Consider the following 19,408-nt stretch of genomic DNA (forward strand, 5'->3'; position numbering starts at 1 on the left):
CAGCCAGAAACAGGCCTGAAACATAGAGAAGAAAAAGTTTTCTCTATTTTGAAGCGTTGAGATGTCTGAAAGTGGTCTTGTCGCACTCCAGAAGCTCCACGTTCTCGTTTTCAAGCCATTCGCTGCCTGTCATGTTGTCGTAAGAGGCCTCGGATGTCCAGTCCATACCTGTAACTTCTTCTGATTCACAGATATTGTAGGCCTGAAGCATAAGCTCTGATTCGACAAGCCTGTAGTAGTTTTCTGTACCTGGCTCAGGATCAGTATAGTTATCGTAATTGTACGTGGTGTGGTCTCTCATCTGGAGGCCTATACATGTTCCCGCCTCGATTCCGAAGCAGTTTGTCTCGATCTCTGTCAGTCCGACGTTCATCGGCTCATCCGGTGTAGTGAAATTATTTACTCCGACAAAAACTAGTACTACTGCAAGTGAGATAGCTACGAAGAAGAGATCTCTTTCGAGGCCTTCCTCAAATCTTTCCGGCAGGCTTGGCAACTCCATACATTTGACTCAAGTTGTTCAGCTTCTTAAATCCCCCTGTCCACAGGCCTCTCGATTTTTTGATTTCTACTCGAGAATCAATTACAAAAAGGCTCCGTCGTCAACTATTAGACAGATGCAACTAGGAACTATTGAGGGAAAAGTAAATACTGACAGTTTCAAGTTCAGAGCAACTGAAGAAGTAGGAAAATTCGATTTCGTATCTGTAAAAAGTAATGAAAAATGGATTCTGGCACAGGTGGATGAAGTCACCAAGAAATCCGGTGGCGAGACCATCGCCGATGCCAACATCATCGGTTACAGAGACAAAGGTATGACTCGTGCTCCCCGCCAGGTTATCGAGCCGGACTCAATAGTTTACTCTGCAGATCAGGACCTGATCTCTGAGACTTTAGGCCTCAACGATGACGGTCTGAGAGTAGGTAATCTCGAGACAAATCCTGATATAGATATTTTTGTTAATCCAGAGGATTTCTACAAGCACTTTGCAGTTCTGGCCCAGACAGGTGCTGGTAAATCTTATCTTACAGGTGTGTTAATGGAGGAAATGCTTGAACAGGACTTTCCTATACTGATAATCGATCCTCACGGAGAGTTTTCTTCCCTGGGAACTCCTAATCCGGATAATGAAGAAGAGCCGAAGGGATACAACGTCAAGGAGTACTCTCCGAACACGGATATCAACAAGTCGGCACTTCCGCTCGAATTTTCCTCGCTTAACTTCGAGAAAAAAGAGTTACAGACACTGATACCGGATTCATTAACTAACTCCCAGATGGGAGTTCTCTACAACGCCCTGAAACGCCTCAGAGACAAAGACGAGGACTATTCTCTGATCGATATTGAGGATGCTGTACAGCAGGAAGACTCCACTGCGAAATGGAATCTGCTGAACTATCTGGAGCAGCTTGAGGAATCAGGCCTTTTCTCAGATAATCCTATCGATACTGAGGAACTGGTGGAGAAAGGCCGAGCAACTATAATCAACTTGAAGGCCGTAGAGCCGGATACAGCAGAGATGGCGGTGTACCTACTGGCGAAAAAACTTTTCGACCTGAGGAAGAAGGACAAAGTCCCGCCGTTCATGATGGTGTTCGAGGAGGCCCACAACTTCATCCCGGAGAAAGGATTCGGACAGGCTATCTCAAATCCTATCATGAGAAAGATTGCATCTGAGGGAAGAAAGTTCGGCCTCGGTATCGGAGTGATCTCTCAGAGGCCTGCACGTATAGATAAGAACGTTCTTTCACAGTGCAACACACAGTTTATTCTGAAGGTGACGAATCCTAACGATCTTAAGGCGATCTCAAAATCTTTCGAGGGAATTACTTCCGGTGTTGAAGGTATGATAAAGTCGCTTCCGCCGGGTGTCTGTTTCGTTCTCGGGAATCAGTATCCTGTCATGACTGATGTCCGGCAGAGAAAATCCAAGCACGGTGGAGAGACTCAGACAGCTGATACATACGAGGAGAAAGAGAGTATCCGTGTATTTGAGACGCGTAAAAGGATTTCCGAGGTAGAGAACATGTACGGTGAAAAATTCGATACCACGTACTATCCGCTCTATCTTGTGGAAAACGATGAGAAAAGAGTTCTTGTCGATGGGATAGAGAATAAAGTCAAGGCCAAGAGGAGCAAGCCGAGCTCTGAAGAGAAGGATATCATGCACAAGATAAGACAGGGAGTAGGAAAAAGCGATATGGTGGAGGAATTAGGCCTCTCAATCGCAAAATTGAGCTCCAAGATCGATAACTTGAGAGACAAGAATCTGGTCAAAGACGGAGAACTCGAGGTACGTGAATCAATACTTGATCTGGAGATAAAGGAAGAAGACGTCGTAAAGGAAGATCTGATGGATTACCAGGTCGATGAGGAAAAGGCCTCGAAGAGGTTGAAAAAATCAGAGATAAGCAAAGTTTACTATCCGTACTACTCTTCAGACAACGTTGTTTACGATCCTATACTTGAAGAGGAAATCGGATGATACTCGTGGTATTTTAAGAATTTACTTCCCACGGTTATCTACAGGGGTTCGTGGTCTAGTTGGTTATGACGTCGCCCTTACAAGGCGAAGATCCCCAGTTCGAATCTGGGCGAACCCATCTCCGGTTTTGAAGTCCTCATTTCCTGGAGGAAAAATATCTGCCTCTTAAACGCTATCAAGATAGAATAAGGTGATCAGAGGCCTTGAAAAAATCTACAGGCCTGAACATTTGTTGTCATCAATACGTATTAAAGGATTAAGTGTCGAATAGTTTGACTGTACGTCAAGAGGTTTGAAGATGTACGAGGTCTCGATTAAATGAGTTCATACAAGCAGGCTATACTCCTGAGAGAGGATCTAAATATGTCAAAGGGCAAAATGATTGCACAGGCCTGCCATGCATCTTTGAAGGCGTACAAGAAGGCTGATGAAAAGAAAAGGAGTGAATGGGAGTCTTCAGGAGCGAAGAAAGTTACGCTTGAAGTTGATGAAGAAAGTTTGAGGCAGAAAAGGATGGATGCTGAGGCCTCTGGCTTAACAGTTGTTACTGTGAAGGATGCCGGTCATACTGAAGTCGATCCTGGCACTGAAACGGCTATTGCGATCGGGCCGGATGAGGAGTCAAGAATCGACTCTGTCACTGGCGACTTGAAGCTGATAAAATAAAAACGATTAATACACAAACAAGGTTACACGGTAGAATGACAGAAGAAACTGAACAGGAACAGGACGAGTTTGCAGATCTGGATATGGCCAGTATGGACTGGGAGTACTACTCCGATACGTTTGGAATAGAAGGAGCTATCAAGGAACAGGTCGGAGACTTCATAGTCAAGGAACTTGCCCGTCATGATACCGGTGAAGGAGATCACGTCATAGTTCAGTTGAGGAAGCAGAACATGACTACTCTGGAAGCTATAGGAAAGCTTTCAAACATGCTCCATATCTCCAGAGACAGGATCGGATACGCTGGAAACAAGGACAAGAGAGCAGTCACGGAACAGTATATTTCAATTCAGGGAGTTTCTCCTGAAGATGTAAGACAGATATTCACTGATGAATTTGATCTTGAAGTTATCGGCATGAACGGCCATATCGGCCTTGGAAATCTTGATGCTAACCGTTTTGAAATTGTAATTAGAGATCTTAATCTTCCTATTGAAGATATAAGGAACAGAACGTTGAAGATAGTTGATGAACTTGATGGAAAGTTCCCGAATTACTTTGGGGATCAGAGATTTGGCTCTGCAAGGCCTATAACTCACCAGGTAGGCCGTCATATTCTCAGAGGCGAGTTTGAGGAAGCGGTATGGACTTATATTGCCAAGCCGTATGATTCGGAGTACAAAAGCATAAGGAAGACACGTCAGAATCTCTGGGAATCCAGGGATCCCGAGGATGCGGCGGAAAAGTTCCCTGAAAGTTACAGATACGAGAAAACACTTCTTTATCACCTGACAAAGAATCCTGGTGACTATAAGGGAGCTATAAAGCGCCTGCCTGAAGGCCTTCAGGAGCTTTTCATACATGCTTATCAGTCATGGATCTTCAATCGAGTACTTTCGACTCTTCTGGAGGATGACTGGTACGATGAGAAGTATGAGATCCCTCTTGTTGGGTATAAGACTGACTTGAAGGACAACAGGCCTGAGAACTTGATCAAGGAGATTCTTGAGGAGGAAGGTGTCAGTCAGGAGGATTTCAGGCTTCAGGACTTCCCGGAGCTGCGCAGCGAGGGAACTTTCAGACGTGCTTTTGCTGATTTCCGGAACTTTGAGATTCTGGGGATCGATGAAGATGATCTGAACATGAATCAGAACAAGATGCGTGTGAAGTTCGATCTGCCGAAGGGATGTTATGCCACAGTTCTCCTCAGGGAAGTAATGAAGAACTAGAGGCCTGTAGCTTACTTCAAAGCTCTTTTTCCGTGTTCTTGTGTTGGATATATTAAGTTTTGATTAGAAACTTCTTCTTGTTATGATGGATGTTTTACTGTGGCTGCTCTACGGAGCGACTATCTATGTCACAGTTTTCCTGCTGCTGGTATTTCTTGAGGGCGGAGAGTTGAAGCCTGAGGCAGAATGGCTTGGGGAATGGCCTTCGATCACGCTTGTTATCCCTGCTTACAACGAGGAAGACAGTATAGGGATGACTATAGAATCCTGTCTTTCTGTCGAGTATCCAAGGGACAAGATGGAGGTTATCGTTGTAGATGATGGAAGTACAGATAGAACAGAGGAGAGAGCCAGAGAGTACGAGGAAAATGATATTGTAACTGTTATCAGTCAGGAGAATAAAGGAAAGGGAGGCGCCCTGAACACAGGCCTTGAGAATGCTTCAGGAGAGTACATGGCCTGTGTAGACGCAGACTCCAGGATCATGGAGGAATCTCTGAAGAACATGGTTTCTCTCTTCGATGAAGATACTGCTGCTGTTGCATCTGCGATGAAGGCCTACAAGCCGAATAACATGATCCAGAAGGTTCAGTGGTTCGAATATATTGTTGGAATCTTCACCAGAAGCATCATGAGCATAATCAATGCTATACACGTTACTCCAGGCCCTCTAAGTATATACAGGAAAGATGTTCTTGAGGAGGTAGGAGGTTTTGACGAAGAATCCCTAGTTGAAGATCAGGAGATCTGTTTCAGGCTTCAGAAAAATCAGTGGAAGGTGAAAAGCTCACGTAAAGGTGAAGTATATACTATCGTTCCTCAAAACTTCAAGGAACTTTACCACCAGAGAAAAAGATGGTACAGGGGATCTATAGAGAACCTGATAAAGTACAGAGAAATGATGTTTAACGCAGATTACGGCGACTTCGGGTATTTCGGACTGACCTCCAAAGTTCTTACAGGCGTCCTGTCTATGATGGCGGTCCTGATAATAACTTACGTGACCGTCCTCCCGATATACGATCTACTGCACAACATATACCATGTAGGGTTAATGAACTTCATATCCAGCGCAGGATCGCTTTCAATAGGCCTGATGCTGGAAAAGGCCTACTGGGCTGTTATCAGCATGCGTTTCACGAGTATATTGATGATAGCTACAATGTTTGTAGTATCGGCATCCATGGCGTACATGGCCGCCCAGCACACTGAAGAGAAGGTTCTCAAGCAGGGAGTGGTGCCAACGTTTATCTACCTGGCGTGGTATGTACTTTTCGTAGGATTCATGTACATGATAGTTTTACTGGAAATGATTTTTGATGTAGAGGCGAAATGGTGATGAGACAGGAAATAGAAAAACATGCAGCAGATATCTGGAACAATGACAGAAAATTCCTGCTAATACTTTCAGTCTTCTTTCTCACACAGCTGTACATAGTCAAAACTGTCTGGAATCAACCTCCAATATGGGATGCCTCAATATACATAGGAATGGGACAGAGACTCTTCGCTGACGGCGCATTCGGAATATGGGAAGCCTTCAGGCCTCTAATGCTTCCTGTGATACTCGGCACGCTATGGAAGATCGGAGTCCCGATGATAGGAGTACCATACCTGCTTTCCACAGTAGCCGTCTCAACAGGCCTTGCAGCAGTATACTTCCTTACAAAGAAAACAATATCAAGAAAAATAGCGTTATATACAGCGGGAATAGTCGCATCTACAACACTGTTCTATGGATACACTCACATGATTTTGACAGGTATACCGGCATCATTCCTTGTCTTTGGAGCTGCATACCTTGCTTATCAGCGTGATAATCTTTTCGCAGGAGGCCTCAACTCGCTTGCATTCCTTACAAGATTCCCATCAGCGATAGTAGGACCAGGCCTTGCAGGATACGTTTTCCTGAGAGATGTTAAAGATGATTTCTGGAAAGCCTTCAAGAACGCTTTCTATTACACTTTAGGATTTTTCGCCGTTGCAACACCTTTCTTCCTGTTCAATCAGCACCTGTACGGTAATTTTCTGAGGCCTATAACTGCAGGAGCCAGCGTTCCTGTGCAGTCAAATCCTGAGACATACTTCTTTGGGCTTTACTATCTCAGGGAGGCCGTACTTGCCAATCCTTTACTGGTTCTTTTCCCTGTAGGACTGGGTGCTGTAATCTACATGAAGGACTGGAGATACGGTAGCTTTGCAGCAGCACTTTTCACGCTTTACGGCTTCTTCACAGTATATCAGCACAAGGAGCCGCGTTTCCTTCTGCTTTTCCTGCCATTGATGGCTGTATTTGCTGCCAGAGGCCTGGAAATAGTAGAGGAGGAGATCGTTTCAAGATTTGATCTCACATCGGAGAACTTTATGAGGGCCTTTGTCGTTGTAGTATTGATTTTGACTTCGATAAGTTTCTCGATTACCTACAGTCAGAACCAGTGGACTAACGAGTATCGTGTGGAGTTCCTGGATGAGATGGATCAGCTGAACGGTACTGTAGCAGGTAATTATCCTGTCATATCTATTTACGGAAGGTTTGAGTATGTTGCTTTGAGGCCTGAAAGTATCAACGAGACATACAGTCGTATCAAAGATGAAGTTGATTACTATGCGTTTGACTCCGGGGCCTGGTACTGTACGGATGCGATTCCTAACTGTCAGTCCAATATAGATGGAGTTGTGAACGAGATCGAAGAGCAGAATATTAAGAAAGTTCACATCGAAGGCTATAATCGTAACTTCACAGTTTACGAGGTGCCGAGATAAAAATGAGAGAAGTCCAGAAATACCGTTATATCTTTGCAGCGGTTTTGACAATCACGATTTTCACACTCGGAGTACTTTTCAGTAACTTCGTCGATGATACAAGATACAACTCTCTGCAGAACGAGATACAGCAGGACAACGTTGAGCTTGAAAGCAAACAACTTCAGTTAAACTATATCAGATCAGGCAATGTTGACTCATGTCAGGGCCTAGAAGCAGGTCTACAGGATATTGTAGCGAATTACAACAACAGGCTTGGAAATCTCCAGGACTATGAGGAGAACAGTTTCTTCCGCTCCGATGACTTCGAATCAATGAAGAATCTGTATGTCCTTTCAGGCCTGAGATACTGGATGTTCGCCGATGAACTGCAGGATAAATGCGACTACAACGTTGACACTGTTCTGTACTTCACAACACAGATAGGCGACGCTGATGAATGTGATGCATGCGGATACACAGGGGAACAGCTTTCATTCCTCAAACAGAAGTACGGAGATCAGCTTCTGGTCTTCACAGTTCCTACAGAACTGGAGGACGGTATGATCGACATACTTGAAAGACAGTACAACATCACAGAGGTACCAACAGTTATAGTCAACGAGAACGCCTCGAACCGTCTTGAAGGAAGGGTATCGAGCGACGAAATCGAAAAATTCGTCAACACCCAAGGTGAATAATTTGTCCAGAGGAAAAAAGACAGCTTTTGCAGCCATCGTATTTATTCTAGGGCTTTCAGCAGGCCTCACATTTTCATACATGTCTCATGAAGATGAAAGACAGGCCCGCAACTACTGTATGGATGTTGAGCAAGGCCTTCAGGATCAGATGGATCAGGGATTTGTCAACTGCATGCTTCCAGGCAAGCTTCAGGCAAATCTCTCTGAAGAAGTCGAGGAAAGATCGAATCTTAGATGTGTTTGCAGGAGAAAGATAGGAGAAAACGTGGAAGTTATACAGATAACAACTGCAAAATAAATTTTTTCTCCCTGTTTTCAGTAACTGTACTTCTTCGGGATAACAAGTTTGTTGCTTCGGCCTTCCTTCTTTTTCTCAATTACTCCTTTATCCACGAGGCCTGAGACAATACCTGAAACTTTGGCCTTTGAGTAGTCCAGCTCATCTACAAGATCTTTCTGGAGGTACTCTCCATCGCTTTCCTTCAGTATATCCAGAACTTCCTCTTCATCCTCATCGAGATCAGGATACTCATCAGAAAGATTTTCCCGCCTTAGCCTTCTTCTTACCAGGAAAGCCACAAGCCCTATCGCCAGGAGGCCCAGAATAATTATCAGGAGCTCTCTGTAGCTCTGGAAAGCAGGTTCCTCTGAAGGTGTGAAATCCTCGTAAAGTATGTAGAAACTGAGTGTATCACCAAGATCCGGCTCCAGATGCCATTTAACTGATATCCGTCTCCCGTTAGTGTCTGTTTCAGCGCCGAGAGGACTGATCACCTGCTGTGACTCATTCTCGCGGTTCATCAACGCAGTTCCTTCAGGCAGTATAACTTCCAGATCGTATTCATCGGTAGGCCTGTAGATAGGGTGCTGATAACGGAATATGTTCGTCTTGCCCTGATACTCTATAAGATCCTCCACCTGGTAATTAAGATGTACTGTGAAATTAGATTTTCTATCTGTTTCACATCTGATCTCCGATCCCAGAGCTATTTCCCTCGTACTGCAGTTCATCTCCTCCCCTTCCAGCGTAGCATTAACATCGGATATATCTGTTGAAGTAATGTAGATAAACGCATTAGAGGTAAGATCGCCGACAACAACATCTGTATCAACTGTCGAATCGGCAAGATCTACAGTAACATCCTCTCTAACGATATCTGTAGCAGAGGCTGTGGAAACGAATAAAATAAGAGCTAGCAAGGCAAAAATTTTCTTACCTGAGATATTTCCGGCCCTCAAGGCCTCCGCTTGACGTGAATCTGGTGACACGTTCACAGATTAATAACTCCACATTTATGTTTACCTAGGGTGAATAGACGCTAGTTCTCATCTGCTTCAGGATTTGATACTAGAACGCCTCCAACACCCATCTGGGCGTACTTGTGCATCATATTTGCAACTTCCTGGAGACTTTCCTGTGTGTCAGGGAGTTCCATCTCGTACGTGTCAGGGCCTTCAACCTGTACATAAGTAGGCCCGTAATTAATCACGGTCTTAATGGCTCGAGTATAGTTTTCAGCTTCTGCCCGCACTTCAGCGACCTGTGAAAAACCTTTTTCCAGGCCTGGATGAGGATTTTCGACTTCTTCAGATTCCTCTACCTCGTACTCTGTGATATCAAGCTCGTCCTCGCTCTTCATCTTTTCGATGTGGTCGTCAAGAGAGTTCTCAAGATCCTCTCTCGTCGGGGCAACAGCCTCGAAAACCATCCAAAGTTCTATTCCCATGAAAGATAAGAAGAGGTACAGCTTTTTAGAACTGACCTATCGTTCACTGCTGATCGAGTAATACTTCTCACCGTCCTCTTCACGGACCTCAATCTTTCCCTCCTTCGCAAGCCATCCAAGACCTCTGTTCAGGGCCTCGTGATCAAGATCGCCTGTAAAGTTCAGTAATTTGTTCGCCTGAGCCTCTCCTTTCTCACGCAAAGCATCGTATATCTCCCCTGCGGAACCACCGATCTCTGCATTCACATCCACTTCGACCTCTACACTGTCTTCCGTAGAGGCCTCTTCGGCATCGGCAACTTTCAGTATTGTCTCAAGAGCTACATCAGGGCTGACAGAGATCGCATCAATCCCTTCCTCAACAAGGAACTCTGCGTAGTCTTCATGTGTTGAAGGGGCATCGCCGCATATACCAACGTGTGCATCGTTTCTGTGTGCTCTGCGGATTAACTTGCTGACAGAATCCTTGACTGCTGGATCCCTCTCATCGAACAGCTTCTTCAACTTGTCGCTGTTCCTGTCCACCCCCAGAGTTAACTGTGTGAGATCGTTTGTTCCAACTGAGAAACCATCAAAGTACTCAGCAAACTCTCCTGCACGGATAATATTTGAAGGAATCTCAGCCATCACAAATACCTCAATATCTCCGTTATCAAGTCCATACTCTTTCATCTTAGCCCTTACATTCTTCGCCTCCTCTACAGTACGACAGAACGGAACCATGACGGTGATATTATCAAGGCCAAGATCGTCAACACATTTCCTCAAGGCCTTACACTCTAGCTCAAAGGCCTTGGAAAATTCTTCATCGTAGTAACGGGAAGCTCCTCTGAATCCGATCATAGGATTAGCCTCATCCGGTTCGTAATCCTCGCCGCCCTCCAGCTCTGCGTACTCATCCGACTTGAAATCGCTTAGGCGTACAACGACTTGATCGGGATAGAAGGCTGCTCCAATCTTTCCAAGGCCCGACTTCAATGCCTCTACGAACTCTTCTCCGCGATCCTCCTCTATAAGCTTCAAGGGATGCTCGCCGACATGAGAGGAAATTATGAACTCTTCTCTTGCAAGGCCTACTCCATCAACAGGCAACTGCGCAAGGTGGAAGGCCTCGCTTGGCTCTCCAATATTCACCTGTACATCGGTATCAGTCTCCGGAATCTCCTCGAGGTGGTGTTCCTCAACGTTGAACTCCAGTTCCCCGTCCCATATCTTTCCTGTACTGGATGAGCAGTCAACTGTAACTTTATCGCCGTCTGAGATAACTGATGTTGCATTCTCCGTTCCGATCACGGCAGGTACTCCAAGCTCCCTTGAGACGATCGCAGCGTGACTTGTACGGCCTCCTTTGTTCGTTATTATCGCTCCGGCCTTCTTCATGATCGGCTCCCAGTCAGGATCAGTCATATCCGTGACAAGAACTTCTCCTTCCTCGAACTGATCGATCTCCTTCGGCGACGAGAGAACATGTGCTGTACCTGAGCCAATCTTCGATCCGATAGCGCTTCCCTCAAGAATCACCTCGGACTCCTCCTCAAGTTTGTGGTCTTCAATTACGTTTTCATCTTTCTCCGACTGTACTGTCTCAGGCCTTGCCTGTACAATGTAAAGCTTCTTGGTCTGTCCGTCCAGCACCCATTCGATATCCATAGGCTTTCCGTAGTGCTCCTCGATTCTCACAGCGTACTTTGCCAGTTCTTTTACCTGATTATCTGTAATACAGAACTGATCCCGCTCCTCCTGAGGAACTTTGACTTTCCTGTTCTCCTCATTATCTCCCTCTTCATGATTCTCGTTCCTTACAAGCTTCTTCTCCTTGTCACCAAGCTTCTTTTCGATTATACCAAGATTATTCTTGAAAACAGTGAACTCATCGGGATTAACCTCTCCAAGTACAACGTACTCACCCAATCCATACGAAGCGTTGATCGTCACCACTCCATCGAAACCGGAATCAGGATCCATACTGAACATGACTCCAGAGGCCCCGATATCGGAGCGTCCCATCTTCTGCACTACAGCAGAAAGCTTCACATCGAAATGAGAGAAACCTTTATCCTCCCTGTAACTTATCGCACGATTCGTGAAAAGCGAGGCAAAACAGTCCTTGATACGCTTGATAAGATCCTGCTCACCTGAAACATTCAGATAAGTCTCCTGCTGCCCAGCAAAAGAAGCACCGGGAAGATCCTCAGCAGTAGCCGATGAACGCACAGCAACCATTGGATCATCGACACCTATCTCATCTTCAAGAGTTCTGTAGGCCTCTACAAAATCCTCACGCAGTTCCTGCGGCATATCTGCCTCTTTGATATGTGCGCGGATCTGTTCTCCACGCCTCTGCAGATCGTGAACATCATCTGTATCCAGGCCGTCAAGAAGTCTCTCGATCTTATCCTTCAATCCTGTCTCACGGATAAATGTGTCATAGGCCTCTGAAGTAGTGGCATAGCCTGGCAGAACAGGCACCTCTGTCTCGTTCCTTAATTCTCCAAGATTTGCGCCTTTTCCGCCGACTTTCGATGTATAATCGGCCGTGATTTCTCCGAATCCCAGGACGTTCTTCATACAATCTAACTGGGCCTCGCCGCCATAAAAAGGACTTGTTAGTATAGAAAAGTGAAAAATCTGTATAGGCTTTATTCGTCGTGTCTTACCATTGTTCGATCGATCCTTCCGACCTCTGGACCTGTCGTGTCCTCGCTGACAAGGATAGCAGAATCGTTCGCAAGAGCACCAGCACCTACAAAAGGAGATCCTCCGTTAGTTGTCCCGATATCGATATCCTCAAGATCCATAACTTCTTTGATATGCTTTGCCTCGTCTTCAGAGGCCTCTCTATGGATAACAGATCCTATAGAGTTCGCAAGAGCGCATACGCCGGGATTTGAGATTCCGGCAACTTCACCAACTTCAACAGGTACTTCCAGTACCTCTTCAATCTCATCTATATCGTCTTCGAGAACTTTGCTTACTATAGCACCTTTATCGTTCGCAAGAATAAGATTGCCGAGCGCTGTCTCCTGTGTCTCAAGAACCTTGAAATCAACGCCTGATTCCTCCAGCTTGGCCTTCTCTCTGCTGCTTACAGTCTCAGGTATCAGTATACAGTTCGAGTTTCCTGCTGTGAACAGGCCTACAAGACGGGTCTTTGCGATATATGTCTCTGCACTGTTCTCTACATCAAATATTTCCTTCCGGGAGAACTCTGGAGGGAAGATAGCCTGACTGCTCGTAACAGTAGCGTAAAATCCTATGTTGCTGTTGCCGAGATAGTCGTATCTTTCAATTTCCAAGTATATTCACTGCTCCGGAAAGAAAATTTTCTGCAGGAAAAGCTGAGGCCTGAACTAGAGAAGTATAAAGAGAATCTTTCACTCTATACTGTTTCTTCTCCAGTGCCTATCCTTCCTAGGTTTAATTGAGCGTTTTGCAGCTCTGTCAAGGCCGAAAGCCTTCAGTGAAACCCATCGTGGGGCTGACTTCGCCTTCTTGTTGGCTTTTGCCAGCTTCTTCTTAAGTGTGGAACTTTTGTTTGAACTCATTATTGAACACCAATTATTGCTTTATACCTCAAATCATCTCCTGAAGCTTATATTACCCTCGCTATCTTCCTTCTCGCTCTGAAGATCACGGAGGATATCCTTCAAGTCTTCGTCACCAACCTTCTGTATGCGGCCCATCTCTCCGAGCCGTGCTATCTGCGCCTCAACGCTCTGAGCAAGTTCAGGCCTGGCCATCCTGACATTTCCAAGCCTGGAACGGGCCTCATCGCTGAGATATTTGGAGGCCTTCTCTTTTATCGCCTGACGCTGCTGCTCAACTTGCTCTTCTTGACTCTGTTGCTGCTCCTGAAGCTCCTTCATCTTCTCTTCACGAAGCCTGTCAAGCTCATCGTCAGACATTCTTTCTCCACCTCGTTTTGAGGCCTGATTTTTATGCTACTTCTTCGGATTTTTCGTCAAGGAAACTGCGGCCTTCATCAGTCAATTTACGTCCTTCTCCTTCCTCTGTCTCGAGGTATCCTGCTTCTTCAAGATTCTGAAGAGCAGTTCTGATGACTTTTCCTGAGGCCTTTCCGTGGTGCTCAGGTCCGTGGCCGTTGTTCTTGTTACCGCCGAAGATAGTTCGAAGCTTGGAAACTCCAAGAGGTCCATCAGTATAGATTCTTCTCAGGATAGCGGCACTTCTGATATGGTACCAGTTCTCCTGCTGTGGAGGAGTGTCTTTATCACTCCCTGTTTTTACATAATCTGTCCATTCAGGGGCCTCAAAGTCGTCTTCAAGCTTATCTGCAACCTCCATAATCAGAGGTTCTGCTTTTACATCATAAACCGTCGTCATACAACAAAACCGATGTTCAAAAACTTTTAAATCACCCGCGAACCTGTCGATTTCAGGATAGGATACAAACATTAATACGCAGGCCTCCAGAAAAACTACGTGATGGAGAGGCCTGAAATATCCCGGCTACCAACTTTACAGGATATAGAAGAGCTTCCGGAATGGGCGATGCCGCTGCTTTTCCTCGGTATAGTCATACTTATCTTCATCCTTTTCTCACTCGGCTACGGATTCCGGACCGTGCAGTCCGAAGCCACGTGCTCACAGCAAGTATCTATATGCAGAGGCATCCCGACAGAAAACGGCTGTATAGGTCTCCAGACTCAGGAAACATTCTACGACTTACCTCAACAATGCGAACAGTACGATGTAATCACTTCCGCCTGTGAAAACTCGGCAGATGGAATACCGGTACAGGCCCTCGACGTATTCGGAAAAAGCTGTAACGAATGGTCTCAGGCCTATGATATAGATGTACCGGAATTGAATTCCTCCTAGTTCAGTACACCCATTCTCCGTTTTCCTGGACTAGTTCGCCGTCGACGAATATTTTTCCGCCGCCTGCGCGTTCTCTGAGATCTTTCACGATGTCCCAGTGGATGCTTGACTCGTTAGGTTCCTCTCCTTCCGGCATGCAATCTTCGTATGCTCTTCCTATAGCCATATGGATCGTTCCGCCGATCTTCTCGTCGAAGAGTGTGTACTTGATGTATCTGTCGATCTGTCTATTTGTACCGATTCCCAGCTCTCCGATGTACTTTGAACCGTCATCAGTGTTTATCATCTCCTTGAGGAACTCCTCGTTTTGATCTGCCGAGAAATCAACTATACGGCCTTCCTTAAACTCCAGTCGTATTCCCTTGATCTCGTTTCCTTCTGCAGTGACCGGATAGCTGAACTCTATATGACCTTCCAGAGAATCCTTGACAGGTGCGTAGAAAACCTCTCCATCCGGGAGATTGTGGTTACCGTCAGCGGTGACTCCTTCACGGCCCTCGATACTTATCTCGATATCTGTGGTGTCATCGACTATCCTGACTGTATCCCCGGCATCAAAAATCTCTTTTATCTCCTGATTCTTTCTCTCCAGATCCTCCCAGTCAGTTTTCACAACTGCATCGATAGCAAAGTCCTCAAATTCCTCTGTAGACATCTCTGACTGCTGTGCAAGGCCGTCAGTAGGATAAGCTGCCAGAACCCATTTAGTCCTTACTCTTTCATTGATGATATCTCGCGTGGTGCTTCTCCACCTAGAGATCCTGTCTGCGTCGATAGAGGAAAGCTCCTGGAAATTATCAAGGCCTTTGATCTTGATCACAGCATCCATGTTCTCCATCTCCTCCATACGGGCCTCCGAGAACTCGTTCATCTGCTCATCGGAAGCATTTTTCATCCAGTAATAATCTTTCATCTCTCCTGACATAGTATCGTATAACAGATGCTCGTAAGGGAAAGCTCCTTTGTCTATAACCTGTCTCCGTACCTCCTTGAAAAGTGGAAGTGCCTGAAGAGACTTCGCCATTATAGATACGTTATCTCCCTTTTCGACCTCTGCTGCTTTTTCAACAATAACTTCTGCAAATTCCTTGATCCGTTCTTCAACCATGTACAGAAATTCTGACTCCAGTTTTTTATTCTAAATTCCCGGAGGCCTGAAAATTATCTCCAGTGTCTCAAAAGGAGGATGAAAGCCAAAAGCCCGATGAACCCTGTAGAAGCTGCTATGACATTGAAAGCTACCTGATAGCTGTAAGTATCAACTACAAGACCTACAACAGGGAATGACACAGCGAAAGCAGCTCTGGAGACAAGGCCTCTAACAGAAAGCACTGTGGCTCGCATCTCCGATGAGATCAGTCCATTAAGATAATCCGAGATAACCGGCTTCGAGAATCCTCTGACTGCGCTCAGACAGGCTGCGAAGACGACAACTGCAATGTTCTGGAAAAAGCCGAGTAGCGTTATAGCTGCCACTGTGACGCCTAGAAGTGATAGAAGTGATTTTCTCCGGCCCAGAAAGTTCTCCAGTGTGTAGGCCTTTCTGGCGGCTACAGCAGAGATTATGCTGAGGCCTGCGAAGATCAGTCCGAAGTAGGCTACCTGTATCCCGGAAATCTGGAAGTATGGCTGGTACAGGTAGTAAGCTGATTTACCGGCTGCTGCGATTATAGCAGCGTAGACTACAAGCCATCTTATCTTCACACTGTTGACACAGTACTTCAGTATCCCCTTCAGCTTCCTTGAGCTCTCATCTTTCAGATCCTCGTGCTTTGAAGGCTCCCTCAGCGAAAGCGATAGAGGAATCAGCAAAATGTAGAGAGGCACCATGGCCATGATTGCGGCTCTCAGACTGAACTCTCCGATAAATCCTCCAAGTATACTGGCAACAGCGACAGATACAAGGCCGTAAAACGTTGCTTTCCCCCATATCTGATTGTACTTATCTTCAAGATCCAGCTCCTGCAGTGAATCATACATCACTGCCGATAATACGCCGGATTCAAGGACTGCACCCACTCCGAAAATCATCTCAGCCAGCAAAAACTCGTAGAATCCTGTACCAATGCTGTAGAGGCCTATACCAGCAGCCAGGAATAGTCCTGAAAGTGTCAGGCTTGTCCGTCGCCCGTAAAGATCTGCAAAATATCCTGAAGGTACTTCCAGGCCTACAACAGTTACAGAATACGCAGTCTGCAGTAAAGCCACCTCTGTCATCGAAAGGCCGTTATCAAGGAAGAAAAGTACGATTACAGGTGTGAAAAGAGCGAAACTGGAGATTATCTTCCGCAGATAGATCTTCCAGATATTGCTTTCCAGAGATTTGAATTCATTCATACGGAAAAATTTGAACTTGTAGAATAAAAAGAAAAAATTTGATAAAAAAGAAGAGATGGAGGCCTCAGCCCAGGAACTCTGGCTCCAGGCTCTTGTCCTCAACCTCCTGTCTCAAGGCCTCTCTGAACTCTTCCAGATCTACGTCACCTTCTTCACGCTCTTCTCTATCTCTGACGGAAATGTTCCCGGCCTCTTCCTCGTCATCTCCAAGAATAAGCATGTATGGCACGTTGTCGTCGTGAGCGGCCTGAATCTTCTTCCCGACGGTCCAGGAACGATCCTCGATCTCCACTCTGAACTTTGAAAGTTCTTTCTGGATCTTTTCAGCATAGGCCTTGTTGTCATCCGTTACAGGAAGGATACGCACCTGTTCCGGTGCAAGCCATGTCGGGAAGTCTCCTGCAAAGTGTTCGATCATGACTCCCATGAAACGTTCGATAGATCCGAGGATCGCACGATGGATCATGACGGGGTAATGGTCCTCGTTGTCCTCTCCGACGTACTTCAGTCCGTAGTTACGCGGGATGACGAAATCGAGCTGGACTGTACCCAGCTGCCATTCTCTTCCGATCGCATCTTCCACCTCGACACCGATCTTAGGCCCGTAGAACGCTCCTTCTTCCTCGTTAATCACATAGTCATCTACTTTCTCATCTAACGCGTTCTTCAGGGAGCTTTCTGCTTCTTCCCATAATTCATCCGGTCCCTGAGCCTTCTCAGGCTTTGTCTCGAGTATAAAGTTGACATTAAATCCGAACTCATCGTACATCTCGATAATGATCTGGAGATGCTTCTTGATCTCCTCCTCGATCTGATCCTTACGGATATAGGCGTGGCCATCGTCTTGGGTCATACCTCTAACGCGTAAAAGGCCTGAAAGCTCTCCACTCTGTTCATTCCTGTAAACTGTCCCGAACTCGGAAAGCTTGATAGGCAGCTCTTTGTAACTCCTTTTACCGGAGTCAAATATATGCGAATGGTTCGCACAGTTCATAGGCTTGAGGCCGTACTCTTCATCGTTTTGCTCCCAGGCAAACATCTCGCCTTCCTCCTTGAAGGCCTCGTAGTGCCCCGTTTTCTTCCATAGCTCTGCTTTATTCAGTTCTGGTGTCCAGACTTCCTCGTAGCCGAGTTCTTTATTCTTCTGGCGGATGTATTCCTCGAGCTCTCTTCTCATCTTCATCCCATCTCTGTGGAAATGTGCGGCACCTGGCGAGAAATCAGGGATCGAGAACAGTTCCATCTCCTGTCCGATCCTCCTGTGATCACGCTTTTCAGCCTCTCTGCGCTTCTCCATGAAATCTTCGAGATCTGCCTCGGAGGAGAAAGCTGTTCCATAAACTCTTGTAAGCATCTCGTTCTCCTCATCGCCTCTCCAGTAGGCGCCAGCGATCTCCAGAAGCTTGAAGGCCTCAACTTCCCCCGTAGATTCTACGTGAGGGCCTTTACATAAGTCCTTGAACTCTCCCTGCTTGTAAAAGGAAACTTTGTCTCCTTCAGAGGCCTCTTCATCCAGGATCTCTCGTTTATACTCGTTGTCCTCGAAGAAATCTTCAGCCTCTTCTCGTGGGACTAGTTCACGTTCTATCGGAAGATCTTCTTCGATTATATTCTGCATCTCTTCCTCGATTTCTTCGAAATCCTCCTGATCCAGATCGACTCCGTCGATATCGTAGTAGAATCCTTCATCAGTCCAAGGTCCGATCGTAAGCTTTACTTCGTCGCCGTAGATCCTCTTCAAGGCCTGTGCGAATACGTGTGCGGCGCTGTGGCGCAGGACTTCGATGTATTCTTCGCTCTGATCTGTTACTATGTGGACGGTATCTCCGTCTGAGACATGTTCCTCTTTGGCTACGAGTTCGCCGTTGATCTTTCCGGCTACTGTATCGTCTCCAAGGCCTGTTCCTATCTCGTAGGCCACATCTTCTACTGTCGAGTTTTCTTCTACTTCTAAACTGGAGCCATCTGGTAGTTCTACTTCAATCATGAGAGATCTCCTGCAAAGTTTCTAATTTGATAGAAAAGATTTTGACAGCTAAAGTTAAAGCTGGCTTGGTTGCGAGACATGCGGTCGTGGAGTAGGACGTCCACCTTTCATTGCATCAAAAGTTGAGGCCTCTGCTCTTAATAATTTATGCCAGTAAAATCCATGTATGATCAAAGTTCTCCGCCTCGGACACAGAAGAGGCCGCGACGACAGAATATCCACTCACGTAGGCCTCACAGCACGCCAATGGGGAGCTGATGAAATAATCTACTCCGGAGAAAAAGACACTAACATACTGGAAAGCCAGAGAGACATCATCGATCGCTGGGGCGGCGACATACAAATAAGATACACAGAGGAATGGAAGAAAGAGATCAAGGAATTCGAAGGCCTCAAAGTCCATCTAACGATGTACGGCGAAAAAATCAACGAGAAAATAGAGGCCCTTGAAGAAAAGTTTGAGGACAGAGATCTACTTGTTATCGTCGGTGCCGAAAAAGTTCCTAGCTGGGTGTACAGAAACGTTGACTACAATATCTCTGTAGGAAACCAGCCTCATTCTGAGATAGCAGCTCTCGCCGTATTCATGGACAGGATACAGGAAGGAGAAATAAAAGAAGATTTCCAGGACGCAGAAATCCGTGTCAGGCCTTCAGAAGACAGGAAACTGACCGAGGAAACCGGCTAAAAA

At 46.0% G+C, this 19,408-nt stretch carries 20 protein-coding genes and 1 tRNA gene; 10 read left to right on the forward strand and 11 right to left on the reverse strand.

Annotation, left to right across the window (positions count from 1 at the left end):
• Positions 1–43: 43 nt before the first annotated feature.
• A complete protein-coding gene (locus tag ACK3SF_RS01145) occupies positions 44–502 on the reverse strand; it encodes a hypothetical protein (protein WP_414837988.1) in 459 nt (152 codons plus the stop codon).
• 115 nt (positions 503–617) lie between these two features.
• Here ACK3SF_RS01145 and ACK3SF_RS01150 point away from each other — a divergent pair, with 115 nt between their 5' ends.
• The 8 genes from ACK3SF_RS01150 to ACK3SF_RS01185 all read left to right on the forward strand — a co-directional run bounded on the left by ACK3SF_RS01150 (position 618) and on the right by ACK3SF_RS01185 (position 8,122).
• A complete protein-coding gene (locus ACK3SF_RS01150) occupies positions 618–2,486 on the forward strand; it encodes an ATP-binding protein (protein ID WP_414837989.1) in 1,869 nt (622 codons plus the stop codon).
• A gap of 44 nt (positions 2,487–2,530) precedes the next feature.
• Positions 2,531–2,604: transfer RNA gene (locus tag ACK3SF_RS01155), tRNA-Val, on the forward strand.
• A 200-nt stretch (positions 2,605–2,804) separates the two neighbouring features.
• Positions 2,805–3,152, forward strand: a complete 348-nt coding sequence (gene pth2 / locus ACK3SF_RS01160) for a peptidyl-tRNA hydrolase Pth2 (protein WP_414837990.1) — start codon at positions 2,805–2,807, stop codon at positions 3,150–3,152.
• A 35-nt stretch (positions 3,153–3,187) separates the two neighbouring features.
• A complete protein-coding gene (gene truD, locus ACK3SF_RS01165) occupies positions 3,188–4,381 on the forward strand; it encodes a tRNA pseudouridine(13) synthase TruD (protein ID WP_414837991.1) in 1,194 nt (397 codons plus the stop codon).
• Between the two features lie 82 nt (positions 4,382–4,463).
• Complete coding sequence (locus ACK3SF_RS01170) at positions 4,464–5,720, forward strand: glycosyltransferase (protein WP_414837992.1); 1,257 nt, start codon at positions 4,464–4,466, stop codon at positions 5,718–5,720.
• Complete coding sequence (locus tag ACK3SF_RS01175; RefSeq protein ID WP_414837993.1) at positions 5,720–7,144, forward strand: glycosyltransferase family 39 protein; 1,425 nt, start codon at positions 5,720–5,722, stop codon at positions 7,142–7,144. Before ACK3SF_RS01170 ends, ACK3SF_RS01175 begins: the two co-directional genes overlap by 1 nt.
• A 2-nt stretch (positions 7,145–7,146) precedes the next feature.
• Positions 7,147–7,824, forward strand: a complete 678-nt coding sequence (locus ACK3SF_RS01180) for a hypothetical protein (RefSeq protein ID WP_414837994.1) — start codon at positions 7,147–7,149, stop codon at positions 7,822–7,824.
• 1 nt (position 7,825) lies between these two features.
• The gene (locus ACK3SF_RS01185; protein WP_414837995.1) at positions 7,826–8,122 is read left to right on the forward strand and encodes a hypothetical protein; all 297 of its coding nucleotides are present in this window, start codon (positions 7,826–7,828) and stop codon (positions 8,120–8,122) included.
• 17 nt (positions 8,123–8,139) lie between these two features.
• Here the strand turns inward: ACK3SF_RS01185 and ACK3SF_RS01190 are convergent, their stop codons facing one another.
• From ACK3SF_RS01190 to ACK3SF_RS01220, 7 genes are all read right to left on the reverse strand, one after another.
• The gene (locus ACK3SF_RS01190) at positions 8,140–9,093 is read right to left on the reverse strand and encodes a helix-turn-helix transcriptional regulator (protein ID WP_414837996.1); all 954 of its coding nucleotides are present in this window, start codon (positions 9,091–9,093) and stop codon (positions 8,140–8,142) included.
• 50 nt (positions 9,094–9,143) lie between these two features.
• Positions 9,144–9,551 (reverse strand): hypothetical protein, encoded by a 408-nt coding sequence (locus tag ACK3SF_RS01195; RefSeq protein ID WP_414837997.1) that lies wholly within the window; start codon positions 9,549–9,551, stop codon positions 9,144–9,146.
• A gap of 36 nt (positions 9,552–9,587) precedes the next feature.
• Positions 9,588–12,119, reverse strand: coding sequence for a phosphoenolpyruvate synthase (ppsA, locus tag ACK3SF_RS01200; RefSeq protein ID WP_414837998.1), 2,532 nt, complete (start codon positions 12,117–12,119; stop codon positions 9,588–9,590).
• A 71-nt stretch (positions 12,120–12,190) separates the two neighbouring features.
• Positions 12,191–12,847, reverse strand: a complete 657-nt coding sequence (locus ACK3SF_RS01205; RefSeq protein ID WP_414837999.1) for a translation initiation factor IF-6 — start codon at positions 12,845–12,847, stop codon at positions 12,191–12,193.
• Positions 12,848–12,925: 78 nt separating this feature from the next.
• On the reverse strand, positions 12,926–13,096 hold the full coding sequence (rpl39e, locus tag ACK3SF_RS01210; RefSeq protein ID WP_414838000.1) for a 50S ribosomal protein L39e: 171 nt from the start codon (positions 13,094–13,096) through the stop codon (positions 12,926–12,928).
• A gap of 33 nt (positions 13,097–13,129) precedes the next feature.
• A complete protein-coding gene (locus ACK3SF_RS01215; RefSeq protein ID WP_414838001.1) occupies positions 13,130–13,456 on the reverse strand; it encodes a DNA-binding protein in 327 nt (108 codons plus the stop codon).
• 31 nt (positions 13,457–13,487) lie between these two features.
• Positions 13,488–13,895 carry a 30S ribosomal protein S19e gene (locus tag ACK3SF_RS01220; RefSeq protein ID WP_414838002.1) on the reverse strand — a complete coding sequence of 136 codons (408 nt, stop codon included), beginning with the start codon at positions 13,893–13,895 and terminating at the stop codon, positions 13,488–13,490.
• Between the two features lie 102 nt (positions 13,896–13,997).
• On the opposite strand from ACK3SF_RS01220, the gene ACK3SF_RS01225 reads away from it, so the two are divergent.
• On the forward strand, positions 13,998–14,393 hold the full coding sequence (locus ACK3SF_RS01225) for a hypothetical protein (RefSeq protein WP_414838003.1): 396 nt from the start codon (positions 13,998–14,000) through the stop codon (positions 14,391–14,393).
• Position 14,394: 1 nt separating this feature from the next.
• On the opposite strand, the gene ACK3SF_RS01230 is transcribed toward ACK3SF_RS01225, so the two are convergent.
• The 3 genes from ACK3SF_RS01230 to thrS form a co-directional block, all read right to left on the reverse strand.
• Entirely contained in the window at positions 14,395–15,501 is a 1,107-nt protein-coding gene (locus tag ACK3SF_RS01230; RefSeq protein WP_414838004.1) for an aminopeptidase, read from the reverse strand.
• A 53-nt stretch (positions 15,502–15,554) separates the two neighbouring features.
• Positions 15,555–16,730 carry an MFS transporter gene (locus ACK3SF_RS01235; protein ID WP_414838005.1) on the reverse strand — a complete coding sequence of 392 codons (1,176 nt, stop codon included), beginning with the start codon at positions 16,728–16,730 and terminating at the stop codon, positions 15,555–15,557.
• A 64-nt stretch (positions 16,731–16,794) separates the two neighbouring features.
• On the reverse strand, positions 16,795–18,717 hold the full coding sequence (gene thrS, locus ACK3SF_RS01240; RefSeq protein ID WP_414838006.1) for a threonine--tRNA ligase: 1,923 nt from the start codon (positions 18,715–18,717) through the stop codon (positions 16,795–16,797).
• Positions 18,718–18,883: 166 nt separating this feature from the next.
• Between thrS and ACK3SF_RS01245 the strand changes: the two genes are divergently transcribed.
• Positions 18,884–19,405 (forward strand): tRNA (cytidine(56)-2'-O)-methyltransferase, encoded by a 522-nt coding sequence (locus ACK3SF_RS01245; protein ID WP_414838007.1) that lies wholly within the window; start codon positions 18,884–18,886, stop codon positions 19,403–19,405.
• Positions 19,406–19,408: the final 3 nt, after the last annotated feature.

The sequence above is a fragment of the Candidatus Nanosalina sp. VS9-1 genome (assembly GCF_047555085.1).
GTDB lineage: Archaea > Nanohalarchaeota > Nanosalinia > Nanosalinales > Nanosalinaceae > Nanosalina.